Source organism: Chromobacterium sp. Ag138 (assembly GCF_055181315.1).
Window position 1 is genome coordinate 180,028 of the sequence record NZ_JBUPWA010000001.1, and the last position, 14,039, is coordinate 194,066.

The 14,039-nt window shown below is 62.4% G+C and carries 15 protein-coding genes; 2 read left to right on the top strand and 13 right to left on the bottom strand.

Going from position 1 to position 14,039, the window contains the following annotated elements:
• Positions 1-111 precede the first annotated feature (111 nt).
• The 7 genes from ACY3GB_RS00905 to ACY3GB_RS00935 form a co-directional block, all read right to left on the bottom strand.
• The gene (locus tag ACY3GB_RS00905) at positions 112-1,368 is read right to left on the bottom strand and encodes a tyrosine-type recombinase/integrase (protein ID WP_463087038.1); all 1,257 of its coding nucleotides are present in this window, start codon (positions 1,366-1,368) and stop codon (positions 112-114) included.
• Positions 1,369-1,524: 156 nt separating this feature from the next.
• Positions 1,525-2,427 carry a 50S ribosomal protein L3 N(5)-glutamine methyltransferase gene (gene prmB / locus ACY3GB_RS00910; protein WP_463087039.1) on the bottom strand — a complete coding sequence of 301 codons (903 nt, stop codon included), beginning with the start codon at positions 2,425-2,427 and terminating at the stop codon, positions 1,525-1,527.
• Positions 2,428-2,516: 89 nt separating this feature from the next.
• Entirely contained in the window at positions 2,517-3,893 is a 1,377-nt protein-coding gene (locus tag ACY3GB_RS00915) for a phosphomannomutase/phosphoglucomutase (protein ID WP_463087040.1), read from the bottom strand.
• A 57-nt stretch (positions 3,894-3,950) separates the two neighbouring features.
• Entirely contained in the window at positions 3,951-4,979 is a 1,029-nt protein-coding gene (gene trpD / locus ACY3GB_RS00920; RefSeq protein ID WP_463087041.1) for an anthranilate phosphoribosyltransferase, read from the bottom strand.
• Between the two features lie 12 nt (positions 4,980-4,991).
• Positions 4,992-5,378, bottom strand: coding sequence for a lysozyme inhibitor LprI family protein (locus ACY3GB_RS00925; protein WP_463087042.1), 387 nt, complete (start codon positions 5,376-5,378; stop codon positions 4,992-4,994).
• On the bottom strand, positions 5,378-5,947 hold the full coding sequence (locus tag ACY3GB_RS00930; RefSeq protein WP_463087043.1) for an aminodeoxychorismate/anthranilate synthase component II: 570 nt from the start codon (positions 5,945-5,947) through the stop codon (positions 5,378-5,380). The genes ACY3GB_RS00925 and ACY3GB_RS00930 overlap by 1 nt, the downstream gene beginning before the upstream one ends.
• Before the next feature lie 65 nt (positions 5,948-6,012).
• Entirely contained in the window at positions 6,013-6,201 is a 189-nt protein-coding gene (locus ACY3GB_RS00935) for a helix-turn-helix transcriptional regulator (RefSeq protein WP_463087044.1), read from the bottom strand.
• A gap of 792 nt (positions 6,202-6,993) precedes the next feature.
• Between ACY3GB_RS00935 and ACY3GB_RS00940 the strand changes: the two genes are divergently transcribed.
• A complete protein-coding gene (locus tag ACY3GB_RS00940; protein ID WP_463087045.1) occupies positions 6,994-7,644 on the top strand; it encodes a hypothetical protein in 651 nt (216 codons plus the stop codon).
• A 54-nt stretch (positions 7,645-7,698) separates the two neighbouring features.
• Here ACY3GB_RS00940 and ACY3GB_RS00945 read toward each other — a convergent pair whose 3' ends face one another.
• The 3 genes from ACY3GB_RS00945 to ACY3GB_RS00955 form a co-directional block, all read right to left on the bottom strand.
• Positions 7,699-8,175 carry a hypothetical protein gene (locus ACY3GB_RS00945; RefSeq protein ID WP_463087046.1) on the bottom strand — a complete coding sequence of 159 codons (477 nt, stop codon included), beginning with the start codon at positions 8,173-8,175 and terminating at the stop codon, positions 7,699-7,701.
• A gap of 352 nt (positions 8,176-8,527) precedes the next feature.
• Positions 8,528-8,707 (bottom strand): Arm DNA-binding domain-containing protein, encoded by a 180-nt coding sequence (locus ACY3GB_RS00950; protein ID WP_463087047.1) that lies wholly within the window; start codon positions 8,705-8,707, stop codon positions 8,528-8,530.
• Positions 8,708-9,048: 341 nt separating this feature from the next.
• Positions 9,049-9,420, bottom strand: coding sequence for a winged helix-turn-helix transcriptional regulator (locus ACY3GB_RS00955; protein ID WP_463087048.1), 372 nt, complete (start codon positions 9,418-9,420; stop codon positions 9,049-9,051).
• Positions 9,421-9,717: 297 nt separating this feature from the next.
• Here ACY3GB_RS00955 and ACY3GB_RS00960 point away from each other — a divergent pair, with 297 nt between their 5' ends.
• A complete protein-coding gene (locus tag ACY3GB_RS00960) occupies positions 9,718-10,920 on the top strand; it encodes an MFS transporter (protein WP_463087049.1) in 1,203 nt (400 codons plus the stop codon).
• A 38-nt stretch (positions 10,921-10,958) separates the two neighbouring features.
• Here the strand turns inward: ACY3GB_RS00960 and trpE are convergent, their stop codons facing one another.
• The 3 genes from trpE to ACY3GB_RS00975 form a co-directional block, all read right to left on the bottom strand.
• Entirely contained in the window at positions 10,959-12,425 is a 1,467-nt protein-coding gene (gene trpE / locus ACY3GB_RS00965) for an anthranilate synthase component I (protein WP_463087050.1), read from the bottom strand.
• A gap of 127 nt (positions 12,426-12,552) precedes the next feature.
• A complete protein-coding gene (locus ACY3GB_RS00970) occupies positions 12,553-13,221 on the bottom strand; it encodes a phosphoglycolate phosphatase (RefSeq protein ID WP_463087051.1) in 669 nt (222 codons plus the stop codon).
• Between the two features lie 57 nt (positions 13,222-13,278).
• Complete coding sequence (locus tag ACY3GB_RS00975; RefSeq protein ID WP_463087052.1) at positions 13,279-14,031, bottom strand: SDR family oxidoreductase; 753 nt, start codon at positions 14,029-14,031, stop codon at positions 13,279-13,281.
• Positions 14,032-14,039: the final 8 nt, after the last annotated feature.

The window sequence follows — 14,039 nt, forward strand, 5'->3', positions numbered from 1 at the left end:
GCGCTTCATGTGTGGGAAATCATGCACCCGCACAAATGCCCCGCAAACGCCCCAGGCGCGGCGCTTGCGGCAGCTGGCGGGGGTACTGGCATTCATGCGCTTTCATGCGCGTTATGCATGCATGGCAGCCAGCAGCGTGGTATCTCCCCCTTGTTCGACTTTGTCGAGGTAGTCGGCCCAGCTTTGCAGCATGGTCCGGCGCTCTTCCATGTATTGAGCGCGGTTGTAGGCCGCTCGCACTTGGTTGGGTTCCTTGTGCGACAGCTGCCGCTCGATGGCATCGGGGTTGTAGCCAGCTTCATTCAGAATGGTGGAGGCGGTCGCGCGGAAGCCGTGGGTGACTACATGCCCATTTTCCGTATTTTTGCCACTATATCCCATGCGTTCGAAGGCCTTGAGCAGTGTGGCTTTGCTCATGTGCCGGCCGCGATAGAAGAAACTGGGAAAGATGAAATCGTTTCCCTCTACGCGGTGCATGTGCAACTGCTTTAGGATGTCCACCGCTTGAGATGGAAGAGGGACGATGTGGGGGGCGGCGGCGGCTTTGAGCACTCGCTTCAGCTTGCGGGTCTCCGGCGGGATGGTCCAAATGGCTTTATCCAGATCGAAGTCATCCCATTTCGCCTGGACCGTTTCACCAATCCGGGTGAAGCAGATCATGACGAGCTTGATCAGGTACTTGGTTTGCAGCGTGATGTGCTCGCTTGTAGCCAATGCAGTCAAAAAGGCAGGTAGCTGTTCGCGTGATAAGGATGGCTGAGGTTTTGAGATGGGGGTGATCAACTCACCTACCAGATCTGCGGCGGGGTTGGTAGCCGCACGGCCTGTTTTGACCGCTCTGCGCCAGATAGCGTTGCAGCGTTCACGAAGCCGATTTGCTGTGTCGTGAAGCCCCTGTTTCTCAACAGACTGTAGGGCAAGCAACAAGTCCATTGCGCCGATGTCACGGATTGGTCGGTCGCCAAGCTTGGGGAAGAGGTGGATTTCCAGTGAGCGCCAGACCCCGGATGCATGTGTGGGTGCCCATTCGGCAGACATTTTGTTCCACCATTCCTGGGCGACGGCTTGGAAGGTGGAGGAGGCTTCAATCAGTTGCTTGCGTGCGTTCTTCTTTTTTTGTTCGCCAGGGTCTTCTCCCTGAGCCAGCAGGCGGCGGGCTTCGTCTCGTTTCAGCCGCGCTTCCTTGAGCGACACTTCTGGATAGACACCCAGGGCAAGAACCTTTTCCTTGCCTGCAAAACGGTATTTCAGGCGCCAGTATTTTGCGGCATTGGGCATGACCAGCAAGTAAAGGCCCTGGCCATCTGTGACTTTTACTTGTTTTTCGCCCGGAGTGATCCGGTCGATTTCCAGCTTGGTTAGCGGCATGTGTTCACCTCGGAGGAGTGGGGTATTTCTTTAGATACCCCCTGTTGTTCCCCCAAATGTACCCCGCGACACCCCCGGTTGTCACTGTTCCAACCCGAACCGGGATGGAATGAGAAAAGCCGCAAAACCCTTTAGTTTGGCGGCTTTTCGGTCTATTTAGATTTTCGCTGAAACCAAATCTTCGCGCGTCAGCAGGAATACAAAGCCGTCGCCGCTCTGGGTTTCCATCCACATGAAGGGCAGGGTGGGGAAGCACTCTTCCAGCATGTCGCGGTTGTGGCCGATTTCCACCAGCAGCACGCCGCGCTCGTTCAGGAACTCCGGCGCGCGGCGCAGGATTTCGCGGGTGGCGTCCAGGCCGTCCTCGCCGGAGCCGAGCGCGATTTCCGGCTCGTGCAGATATTCTTCCGGCAGCGCCTCCACCGATTCCGCGTCGACGTAGGGCGGGTTGGAGATGATCAGGTCGTACTTTTCCTCGATCCCCTCGAACATGTCGGTGTGGATCAGGTTGATCCGGTCCTGCAGGCCGTAGTGCTCGACGTTGATCGCCGCCACTTCCAGCGCGTCCAGCGAGATGTCGATGGCGTCGACCTCGGCGTCCGGATAGTGGCTGGCCAGCTGGATGGCCAGGCAGCCGGAGCCGGTGCACAGGTCCAGCGCGCGGTGGACCAGTTCCGGATGTTCGATCCACGGCGCCAGCGGTTCGCCCAAGAGTTCGTAGATGAAGGAGCGCGGCACCAGCACGCGTTCGTCGACGTAGAAACTGTACTCGCCCTGCCAGGCTTCATTGGTGAGGTAAGCCACCGGCACCTTGTCTTCGGCGCGGCGGCGGATCAGCTCCACCGCGCGCTCCACCTCTTCCGGCAGCAGCCGGGCGTCCAGGTAAGGCTCCAGCGTGTCGATGGGCAATTGCAGCGCCGACAGGATCAGATAGGCGGCTTCGTCGTGCGCGTTGTGGGTGCCGTGGCCGTAGGTGAGTTCGGCCTCGTTGAAACGGGATACGGCGAAGCGCAGCAGGTCGCGCGCGGTGGTGAAGTGGCTGGCGGCCAGTTGGTACATGGGTTTCCTTTCAATGCAACGGGGACATGGATGCACCATGTCCCCTGACAGCTAGTTCCAGACGACCGCCAGTCGCGGTCGCGGCAGGCTTAGAACGGCAGCTTGGCGTCGGTGGCGGTGGCCAGCACGCGGCGGAAGTCGCCCTTGATGCGTTCCAGCGCCTCCTCGGTGTCCGCCTCGAAGCGCAGCACGATCACCGGCGTGGTGTTGGACGCGCGGGCCAGGCCGAAGCCGTCCTTGTACTCGACGCGCAGGCCGTCCAGCGTGTTGACTTCTTCGGCGCCGTCGAACTTGGCGGACTCCTGCAGCCTCGAGATCAGCGCGTGGTTTTCGCCTTCCTTGGCCATCTTCAGGTTCAGCTCGGGCGTGGAGACGGCGTTGGGCAGCGCGTTCAGGAGCTCGCTCGGATCCTCGACGCGGGACAGCACTTCCAGCAGGCGGGCGCCGGTGTAGATGCCGTCGTCGAAGCCGTACCAGCGCTCCTTGAAGAACACGTGGCCGCTCATCTCGCCGGCCAGCAGCGCGCCGGTTTCCTTGATCTTGGCCTTGATGAAGCTGTGGCCGGTGCGCGCCATCACCGGCACGCCGCCGTTCTTCTTGATCCACGGCTTCAGCAGGCGGGTGGATTTGACGTCGAAGATCACCTTGGCCTTGGGGTTGCGGTCCAGCACGTCGGCCGCGTACAGCATCAGCTGGCGGTCCGGCCAGATGATGTTGCCGTCCTTGGTGACCACGCCCAGGCGGTCGCCGTCGCCGTCGAAGGCCAGGCCGATCTCGGCGTCGGTCTTCTGCAGCGCCTCGATCAGGTCCTTCAGGTTTTCCGGCTTGGCCGGGTCCGGGTGGTGGTTCGGGAAATTGCCGTCCACGTCGCAGAACAGCTCGCGCACCTTGCAGCCCAGGCGGCGGTACAGCAACGGGCCGAAAGCGCCGGCTACGCCGTTGCCGCTATCCACCACGATGTTCAGCGGGCGCTCCAGCTTGATGTCGGAGGTGATGCGTTCCAGGTACGCTTCCGCGATGTCTTCGGTGCGGTAGCCGCCTTCGCCTGCGGCGAGCTGGCCGTCGACGATGCGCTGGTAAAGCTTCTGGATGTCGTCGCCCGCGAGCGTGTCGCCGGCCAGCATCATCTTGAAGCCGTTGTAGTCGGGCGGATTGTGGCTGCCGGTCACCATCACGCCGGACAGGGTGCCCAGCTGATGGGCGGCGAAGTACAGCATGGGCGTGGCGACGCGGCCGACGTCGATCACGTCCACGCCGGCGGCGCGGATGCCGTCGGCGAGCGCCTCGCTCAGCTCGGGGCCGGACAGGCGGCCGTCGCGGCCGATCACGATGGCCTTGACCTTGCGGGCGAGGGCTTCCGAGGCCACCGCCTGGCCGATTTGCCGCGCGACGGCGGCGGTCAGGGTTTTGCCGACGATGCCGCGGATGTCATACGCCTTGAAGATATCTTTGGATATTTTGTTCATGATGGTATTGACGCGATATGAGGTTGAAGGGCGGAGGTGCGCCGCCCCGCTGGGGAGTCAGCCGCCGAGCTTGCGGCTCAAGGCGACCAACTGCTGTAATTTCTGCTTGGCTTTGCCGCTGTCCAAGGCTTCGCGCGCCATGGTAACACCGTCGGCCAGGCTTGGGGCGATATCGGCGGTGTAAATCGCCGCGCCGGCGTTGAGCAGCACGATGTCGCGGGCGGGTCCCGGCTGGCCGTCCAATACCGATAGCAGGCGGTCGCGGGATTGTTCGGCGGTGTTGGCGCGCAGGTCTTTCAGCTCGCAGGCGGCGAGGCCGAATTCGCCTGGCTCCAGCTGGTATTCCAGTATCTCGCCATTCTTGAGTTCCGCCACCATGCTGGGACCGGACAGTGTCAATTCGTCCAGGCCGTCGCTGCCGTGGACGACCATCACGTGCTTGCTGCCCAGTTGCTTGAGCACGCGGGACTGGATGCCCACCAGGTCGGGGTGGAACACGCCCATCAACTGGTTGTCGGCGCCCGCCGGATTGGTCAGCGGCCCCAGGATGTTGAAGATGGTGCGCGCGCCAAGCTCCTTGCGGATCGGCGCCACGTGCTTCATCGCGCTGTTGTGGTTGGGCGCGAACATGAAGCCCAGGCCGATTTCATCCAGGCACTGTCCCACTTGTTCCGCAGTCAGCTGCAGGTTGACGCCTAAGAGCTCCAGCACATCGGCGCTGCCCGAGCTGGACGACACCGAACGGCCGCCGTGCTTGGCCACGCGCGCGCCGGCGGCCGAGGCGACGAAGGCCGCGGTGGTGGAGATGTTGAAAGTGTGGGACTTGTCGCCGCCGGTGCCACAGGTGTCCACCAGGTGGCGGTGGTCGGACACCGGGACGTGGGTGGAGAATTCGCGCATCACGGTGGCGGCCGCCGCGATTTCCGACACGGATTCCACCTTGACCCTGAGGCCGATCAGGATGGCGGAGGTTTGCGCCGGCGTCAGTTCGCCGCGCATGATCTGGCGCATCAGCGCCAGCATTTCTTCGTAGAACAGTTCGTTGCCGTCGATCAGGCGGTTCAGCGCCGCTTGAGGAGTGATCATGTGGATTTCCTATCAGCTGTGGCGGGCGAGATCGGCCAGCCTTTGCGTGTCGAGATCGATTTCGCAGGCCAGCCTGGCGCGGGCCGCGCCGTTGCCGCTAGCGTAGCTGGCTTCCACCCAGTCGCAGTGCTGGCGGCGGTAGTCGAGGTAGGACTGGCGGGCGCGGCGCAGTTCGCGCGCGGCGTGGAAGCGGCCGTCGGTGGCGGCGTCCAGCTTGCGCATCGCGTCCAGCGCCTTGTCTTCCTGGGCGGCCAGCTGGCGGCCCGTTTCGCCGTGCCGTTGCTGCAGGCAGGCGGCGACGGCGGGGCTGTCGGCCTGGCTTTGCTCGCAATCGTCCAGCGCGCCGGACCAGGCGGGGGAGGCCAGCAGGACGCCGAGCAGCAGCGGCGTCAATCGCATCAGGCGAATTCCTTCAGGAAGTTGTCCAGCATGCGGTGGCCATGCTCGGTGAGGATGGATTCCGGGTGGAACTGCACGCCCTCGATGGGCAGCGTCTTGTGGCGCACGCCCATGATCTCGCCGTCCTCGGTCCAGGCGGTGACTTCCAGGCAGTCCGGCAGCGTTTCGCGTTCGATCACCAGCGAGTGGTAGCGGGTGCAGGTGACCGGATTGGGCAGGCCATGGAACATGCCCTTGTCCAGATGGCTGACCGGCGACACCTTGCCGTGCATCAGTTGCTTGGCGTGGACCACCTTGCCGCCGAAAGCCTGGCCTATGCCTTGGTGGCCCAGGCACACGCCCATGATGGGCAGCTTGCCGGCGAAGTGCAGGATGGCGGGCACCGACACGCCGGCTTCGTTGGGGGTGCAGGGGCCGGGGGAGACCACCAGGTATTTAGGCTTCAGCTCTTCGATCTGCTGCAGGGTGATTTCATCGTTGCGGAACACCTTCACGTCCTGGCCCAGCTCGCCGAAGTACTGTACCAGGTTGTAGGTGAAGGAATCGTAATTGTCGATCATAAGTAACATAAGTCGGCTAAGCCTTTGATTTTAATGGTTGCCGCCCGAGGTGTGACCGTATGTTACTCACAGTGTTACTCACTTTTTCCGGCGATGGCTCTCCCTCGCCATTCAGTGAATACTTCCTCTGGCCAACGCGATGCTGAGCCAATTTTTATTGGTGCGGGAAATTCGTTCAGCTTGATCTTACGGTAAATCGTGGCAGGGTGGAAACCCGTTAGCCGTCTGATGTCCTTCATCGTGTAGAGCTGCCGAGTGGACATGGCCGTTCCTTTCAATTCAGTTCTTGAGACGACGACATTCGCGGCCAGTGCGCCGGGCTGAACGACTGGCCCTTGTTGTGCCGCTCCGGATGGAGGGTGGAGGGTAGGGCGTGCATACTCTCCGGCACGACCTGTGGAAACAACAAGGCCGCCAACGTGGTCGGCCTCTTCGTGGTCGGGGTGCTCTGCTTCATGCGAGAGCTTCGATGGTCAGGTCGACAACTTCGAGCAGCGCCTCGACGTCGCCGTCGTTGTCGATGGTGAGGTCGCGTGGGTGGCGCGGCAGGGCGATTTCTGTCGTGCGCTCCGCCGATGCCTCGAAGCCTGGTCGGTCGTGTGCCAGCCCCAGCCGCTCAGCTGCCGGATCAGGTCGGCCTCAGCGGTCGGAATCGGCGCGCTGGCGGCATTGCGCAGGCTGGACACGACGACCGGCGCCCCAGAGCCTCGATCCGTTCGCGCACCGCGCAGATGAAATAATCCCAGCCGGATGTCGTGCGCCGGTAGTCGCTCCAAGGCGGCATAAACATGAAACTATATAATTCCCATGGCAATATTAATCTAGACTTAAAGTCGATCAGAATAATCAAAAGACTTTCAAAATACACCTATCGATTTGATAAATTTCTAATCATAAATAGATATATGATTCCTGTTCTAACAAATGCAGTTCTTTTTGCCAGAATTTCGACTTCAAATACGCAAGCAAATTAATAAATTAACTATAGAATTCCATTACGCCTCAGCCTTACTTATGATGCGTAAACATTCCTTACTTAATTTTGGGAGCTGAAAATGAGTGATTTTTTCGAAAAGGCTTCAACAGTGATGGGAAGTACACGTGTTTACAACACTGCCGTCACTAGCACGGTCTCGGTCAAGACAAGTTACAAGGCCATTACCGCATCCAAGGACTCCAGGGTTGGTATATGGCCAGGATTTCAGGCCACTGGCAACCCGGTTGCAATAGCTCCGGCAACAGATCTAGAGGGAGAGGTAACCCTCACGGCGCAAGGCTACGACTTTAACGACGGACCGTACACGGTCGGTTTCATCGTGAATAACAATACTGGCAATGATTCTATTTGCGCCACTGTTGTATTAGTCAATGGGCAATATTTGAAATCCGAAGTGACGACAGTGGTCGCAACCAACCAGAAGAACCTAGATGGGAAAACCTATCTGACCATCCAGTACTCTACCCCCGATGGCAATACTCCGAACCGAAGCCTGGACTGGATATATCTATTCAATGGCAGCCAAGTTGTTTCTCCCGGCCAAGCAGTGCAACATACCCCGGTCCCGACCAACGACAGCAGAGGCTCCATTGTCATTGTGACAGATAGCCCTCTGACATTCGGCAAAGATTACGTCATTGAATATAATCCCGGCAGATCGACAACAGCGATCAGCGCCTACTACACGTTCAAATTCAAAGGCCACTAGTAAGAAATAGTTCCGCACATGGCTTGGCAAATCAATATAAGCCATGTGCGGAAATTAAATTAGCTTCAGTATCCACTCCCCTGATAAATAGCAGGCTATTTTCCCCGTTAACGTTGCTGGTCCGGCTGTGGCGCGACGAAATCTGGCTCGCAGCTGCTTGGCCGGCTGCAGCGCGGCGGCGAGCGCCTTGCGCGCCTTGATGCAGCGCGAGGCATCATAGACGCCACCGTTGCTGTCACTCGCCAGCAACTCCGATATGGCCATGCGCCACTCCTCTGGCAGTGTTGGCACGGGCTGCGGGTGATAGCTCTCGGCGATGCTGTCATATACGGCCTGATCTTCCGGTCCCGCGGCGTGTATTGGCTGTGGCTCAATCAGCTCGCCACTCCAATCGGCACCGGGCCGGGGGAATGTACCGCCGCTTCCATCCGGCCCGTTCCATTTCCAGCCACGCGCATTTCGATACCAGTAGCTGCCCATGATCGCTGGGGCCTTTGTGCCGACAAGCGCGGTTTCGATGGTCTGCGCCACCGCCTCTTCAGGCTGCTCAGCGGCGGCTAGGACGGCCTAACACAGCCGGCGCATGTCCGAGCGCTCGCTGGCGTCAAGCGACCAGCTCATGCTGTCGATGATGGCGTCGATGTCGAGCATTGGTTTCTCCAGCTCGATGAGCAATTGCGCATGTGAGCAAATGGGTAAACTAGCGGGTGAGCAAGTGCGTAAATACGCAAATGGGCATTTACCCCACTTTAGTATGGCCGCAGCGGCGGCAGGCCGTGCTCAGCAAAAACTCGGCTGTAGTCCTCGACGTCCAAATCCTGAAGGCAGGTCCGCTCGACGTTGGCTAGGTCAGCAAGGGGGCGATGATCATCACGATGGACCTTCACCTTGATGGACACGTAGTCCGACAGCGGCTTTTTCTCACTTTTTCGTCGAAATGAAAGCGCCAGCGCCAAAACTTCTGGGCGGAGGGGCGCACCTCCAGAGTCAGGCCCTTTGCATCAGCAATTCGGTAGACTTTGTCAGTTGGCTTTGCCTGCCTGGCCTTGGTGTCGGAGAGCATTGTGAGTAATGGGATCGGGATTTGTCGTTACTCACAATTCATCGCGATGTGCTGAGACTAGGGGCGATTGGGTGCGACAACTGGCAGTTGGGGGAGGCTTGAGGAATGCGGCCGCCGCGCTGGCACTATTGATTATCGATCGTCAATAGCATGTTTAGCTTAATTCCTTGATTTTGTTGAATTCATAGTGTTGCCGGCTATTTGATACCCCCGTTCGCACCCCCAGTTTCGCTGGCTAGCGATGGGCATTGCTCGGAGGGCGGGGCGCCAACACTATACCCCATAGTCGGCCGTCGCCGTCACCCCCGGAAGCCGGCTTTGCCGCGCGATGTCGCGGATGCTTATGAGGCGCTGCGGTTCAGCTGGTCGCCATGGCGCTCCATCCAGCCCGCCAGTTGCTGCAGCGGTTGCTGCAGCGGTTGCTGCAGCGTGCTGCCCAGCGCGGTGATCTGGTATTCGACGCGGGGCGGGACTTCGGCGTAAACCGTGCGCCGCACCAGGCCGCGCTGTTCAAAGGCTCGCAGCTGGCGGGTGAGCTCCTTCTGGGTGATGGTGCCGACCGCGCGCTGCAGTTCGCCGAAGCGTACTGGGCGGTCCATCACGATCAGGCGGTAAAGAACGGGAATCGCCCATTTGCCGGCGATCAGGTCGACGAATTGCAGCATCGGACAGGTGCTGGCCGAGGCGGTTTCCTGCTGATTTTTCAAAGCCATGATGGATCATTAGTATCAATTTGATACCAACTATACATTGCATGCCAGCGGTCATAAAACTGCGGCTTCGGCCTTCGGCAAGCTGGGCATGCCGGAAGACGAATTGCCCGAGTGACAGGAACAGATCTCAAGCGCGCTCCGCTGGGCCGGCTGGTGGGCAAGGCGGCGGTTTCTGGCTTGCGATGAGCCAGCTATTGGCAGGGGGCGGCTGTTGGTGGGTGGCGGCGCGCGCCTTGGATATGACGTTTGTGTTTTACGGCGCTAGAATGGTCCGCATTAAAATGGAAGCGCCACCTCATGAATGATCCCAAACCTGCCATTCTGCGCGCCGCGGCGGCAAGCGAAGACAGGCGCTCGCGCCGCCGCTCGCTGCTGGCCGCTGCCGGCGCCCACGCGGTCCACGACGGCCTGACCGACCTGGTCTATGTGCTGCTGCCCATCTGGCAGGCGCAATTCGGCATCGGCTACGCGATGGTGGGCTTGCTGCGCGGCGCTTATTCCGGCGCGATGGCCGGTTTCCAGCTGCTGGCCAGCCGACTGGCGAAACGCTGGGGGCGCAAACGCATGCTGGTTGGCGGCACCGCGCTGGCCGGCGCGGCCTATCTGTTGGCCGGGCAAGCTGGCGGCCTGGCGGTACTGCTACTGGCCTTGGCGCTGGGAGGCCTGGGCGCCAGCGTCCAGCATCCGCTGGCGTCTTCGCTGGTGGCGGACAGCCATGAGGCGGGCGGCGGCTCGCGGCAGGCGCTGGCGCAATACAATTTCGCCGGCGATATCGGCAAGACGCTGATCCCGGCGTTGACTGGCTTGCTGCTGACGGTGGCGAGCTGGCGGCTCAGCGTCAGCCTGATGGGTCTACTGGGCTTGGCGGCGGCCGGGTTGCTGTGGCGGCTGGTTCCGGACCATTTGCCAAGCGCCGCGGCAAAGTCGGCGGCGCGCGCGGCGGGAAAGGGCTCGAGGGGCGGCTTGCGCGCCTTGCTGGCCACCGGCGCGATAGACAGCGCGGCGCGGATGGGCTTTCTGACTTTTCTCCCCTTCCTGCTGCAGAGCAAGGGCGCGGGCACGGCGGGCATCGGTTTGGCGCTGTCGCTGCTGTTTGTCGGCGGCGCGTTCGGCAAGCTGTTTTGCGGCTATCTGGGCGCGCGCGTCGGCATGATCAGGACGGTATGGCTGACCGAGGGGATGACCGCGCTGTTGATCGCGGCCAGCCTGATTTTGCCGCTGTTTGGAACCATGGCGCTGCTGCCCTTGCTGGGCCTGGCGCTGAACGGCACCTCGTCGGTGCTGTACGGCACGGTGCCGGAACTGGCCGACGCCAGCGGCCGCGAGCACGCGTTCGCCTTGTTCTACACCGGCGCGATAGGCGGCGGCGCGCTGTCGCCGGTGCTGTTCGGCCGTTTGGGCGATGTCGTCGGCGTGCCGACGGCGATGCTGGCGCTGGCGGCCTTCCTGTTGTTGACGCTGCCGCTGTCCTGGCGGGTGGGCAGGGATCTGGGTGCATAAAAAACGCCGGCTTGCGCCGGCGTTTTCGACTGGAAGCGTCAGGCGTCCAGCCCGTCGCGCACCATTTGGGCGGCGCGCAGCACCGCGCGCGCCTTGTTCTGCGTTTCCTGCCATTCCGCTTGCGGCACCGAGTCGGCGACGATGCCGGCGCCGGACTGCACGTAGAGCATGCCGTTCTTCAGCACCGCGGTGCGGATGGCGATGGCGAGATCCATGTCGCCGTTGAAGCCCAGGTAGCCCACCGCGCCGCCGTAGACGCCGCGCTTGGTCGGCTCGAATTCGTCGATGATCTGCATCGCCCGCACTTTGGGCGCGCCGGACAGCGTGCCGGCCGGGAAGGTGGCCTTGATCACGTCGATATTGCTGATCTTGCGGTCCACCTGGCCCTCTACGTTGGACACGATGTGCATCACGTGGGAATAGCGCTCGATCGCCATATTGTCGGTGATCTTCACCGTGCCGATGTCGGCGACGCGGCCGACGTCGTTGCGGCCCAGATCCATCAGCATCACGTGTTCGGCGATTTCCTTGGGATCGGCCAGCAGTTCCGCGGCCAGCGCTTCGTCGTGCTCGCGGTTGTGGCCGCGCGGGCGGGTGCCGGCGATCGGGCGCACGGTCACGGTTTCGCCTTCGCGGCGCACCAGGATTTCCGGCGACGCGCCCACCACGTGGAAGTCGTCGAAATGGTAGAAAAACATGTACGGCGACGGATTGAGATTGCGCAGCGCGCGGTACAGCGCGATCGGCGAGCCGTGGTAGGGCTGCTGCATGCGCTGGGCCAGCACCACTTGCATGATGTCGCCGTCGTGGATGTAGCGCTGACAGGACGCCACCGCTTCCTTGAACGCGTCCTCGCCGTATTCCGACACCGCTTCGCCCTCGTGCGGCTGCGGCAGCGACAGCGGGATGGCCAGCGGCTCGCGCAGCTTGGCGCGCAGCTGGGCCAGCCGCGCCTTGGCCTTCTGCAGCGCGTTCGGCACTTCGGGATCGGCGTAAACCACCAGGTAGAGCTTGCCGGACAGATTGTCCACCACGGCGATCTCTTCCGATAGCATCAGCAGGATGTCCGGCGTGCCCACCGGGTCCGGTTTCTGGACGTCGGCCAGGCGGCGCTCCACGTAGCGTATGGTGTCGTAGCCGAAATAGCCGACCAGGCCGCCGGAGTAGCGCGGCAGGCCGGGCAGTTCCGGGATGCGGAAGCGGTGCTGGAAGGCTTCGATGAAGGCCAGCGGGTCGCCGTCGTGGCGCTCTATCACCTTGTCGCCGCACTCCACCTGCACCCGTTGGCCATTGACGCGCAAGCGGGTGTCGGCCGGCAGGCCGATGATGGAATAGCGGCCGTGGCGCTCGCCGCCCACCACCGATTCCAGCAGGTAGCTGTACGGCTGGTTGGCGAGCTTCAGGTAGATGGACAGCGGGCTGTCCAGATCGGCCAGCAGTTCCTGGGTGACGGGGATGCGGTTGTAGCCGGCGGCGGCCAGCTGGTCAAACTCTTGCGCTTGCATGCGATTCTTCCTGTGTCTTGTCAGTTTGGGCGGGGTCGTGGGGCGTGGTCCGGGCGACGCCATCGCCAGCTGGCGGGGCAGGGAAGAAAGGCCATGAGCGTTTGAGTTCCTTCAGGGTTGACGGGATTCAGTCATTCTTCATCAAATCGTAGAGCTCGGCAACACTGTTTACCGTCAGGTCCGCGCCCAGCGTGGACGCGTCGGCGTAGCCGTAGCTGACGGCGATGGCGGCGCTGCCGGCTGCGCGCGCGGCGGCCACGTCGTTGGCGGAGTCGCCCACCATCGCCAGTTCCTGCGGCTGAATCCCCAGCACCTGGCAGCAATGCAGCAGCGGCAGCGCCGATGGTTTCTTCTCCGGCAGCGTGTCGCCGCCGAGGATCAGGCTGAACAGGTCGCGCAGGCCCAGTTGCTCGGCCAGCGGCACCGCCAGGCGTTCGGATTTGTTGGTGATCATGACCAGCGGCAGCTTGAGGGCGCGCAGCAGCGCGAGGCCGTCTAGCACGCCGGGGTAGACCGTGGTGCGGACCGCCAGACGCTCGCTGTAGCTCTGGACGAAGAAGCGGTAGCCGCGCTCCCACAGCGGGCCGTCGGCCTCGGCGTGGCGCTCGTCGGTGATGGCGCGGTGCACCAGGCTGGCGATGCCGTCGCCGACGTGGCTCTTGATCCGTTCGGGATCAAGCGGCGGCAGGCCCAGATGCTCGCGCATCGCGTTGGCGGCGTCGGCCAGATCGGGAATGGAGTCGACCAGGGTGCCGTCCAGATCGAAGGCGACGGCTTTGATGTGCTTGAGATTCATGTATCTGCTTTGCTGCCGCGGCCGGCGGGCCGCGGCGGAATGGGTGATGCGGAGTGTCTAGAGCTCGCGGATGTCGACGACTTGCAACTGGCCGAAGGCCGGCGAAACTAGATAGTCGACGATCTTGCGCGCGGCGTCGCTCGGGCTGCTCAGCGCGCCGTCGGCCTTCAGCGCGTCGAAGCGGGCCTTCTGCGGAAACTGGCCTTCGTCGCTGGAGCGGATATTGCCCTGCATGTCGGTGTCCACCACGCCCGGATACAGCGCGACGATGCGCGCCGGATTGGCCTTGCCCTCCTGCTCCACAGCCACGCTGCGGCTGAAGTGGTCCAGGCTGGCCTTGGTGGCGCAGTATACGCTCCAGCCCGGATAGGCCTTGGCGGCGGCGCCGGACGAGATGTTCAGGATGCGGCGGCGCGCCGGCAGGCGATCGGTGGCGGACAGCAGCGCGTCGGTCGCCAGCAGCGGCGCGGTGACGTTGACGGCGACAGCCTTCACCACCTCGTCGGCCGGATAATGGCCGGCCTGGGCGATGGGCGTGACCACGCCGGCGTTGTTGATCAGCGTGATCGTCGCGCATTCCGGCAGCGGCAACTGCTGCAAGGCGCTATGGACCGAGGCGGCAGCCTGCGCGGCGTCGGCCAGGTCGGCATTGACGGCCAGCAGCCGCTCCGGATGGCGGGCAGCCAGCCCTTCCAGCGCCGGACCGGCGTTGCGGGCGATGCCGACGACGAAATAACCGTCGCTCAGCAGCGTTTCGCAGATGGCGTAACCGAGGCCGCGCGAGGCACCGGTGACGATGAATGCATGCATTGCTTTAC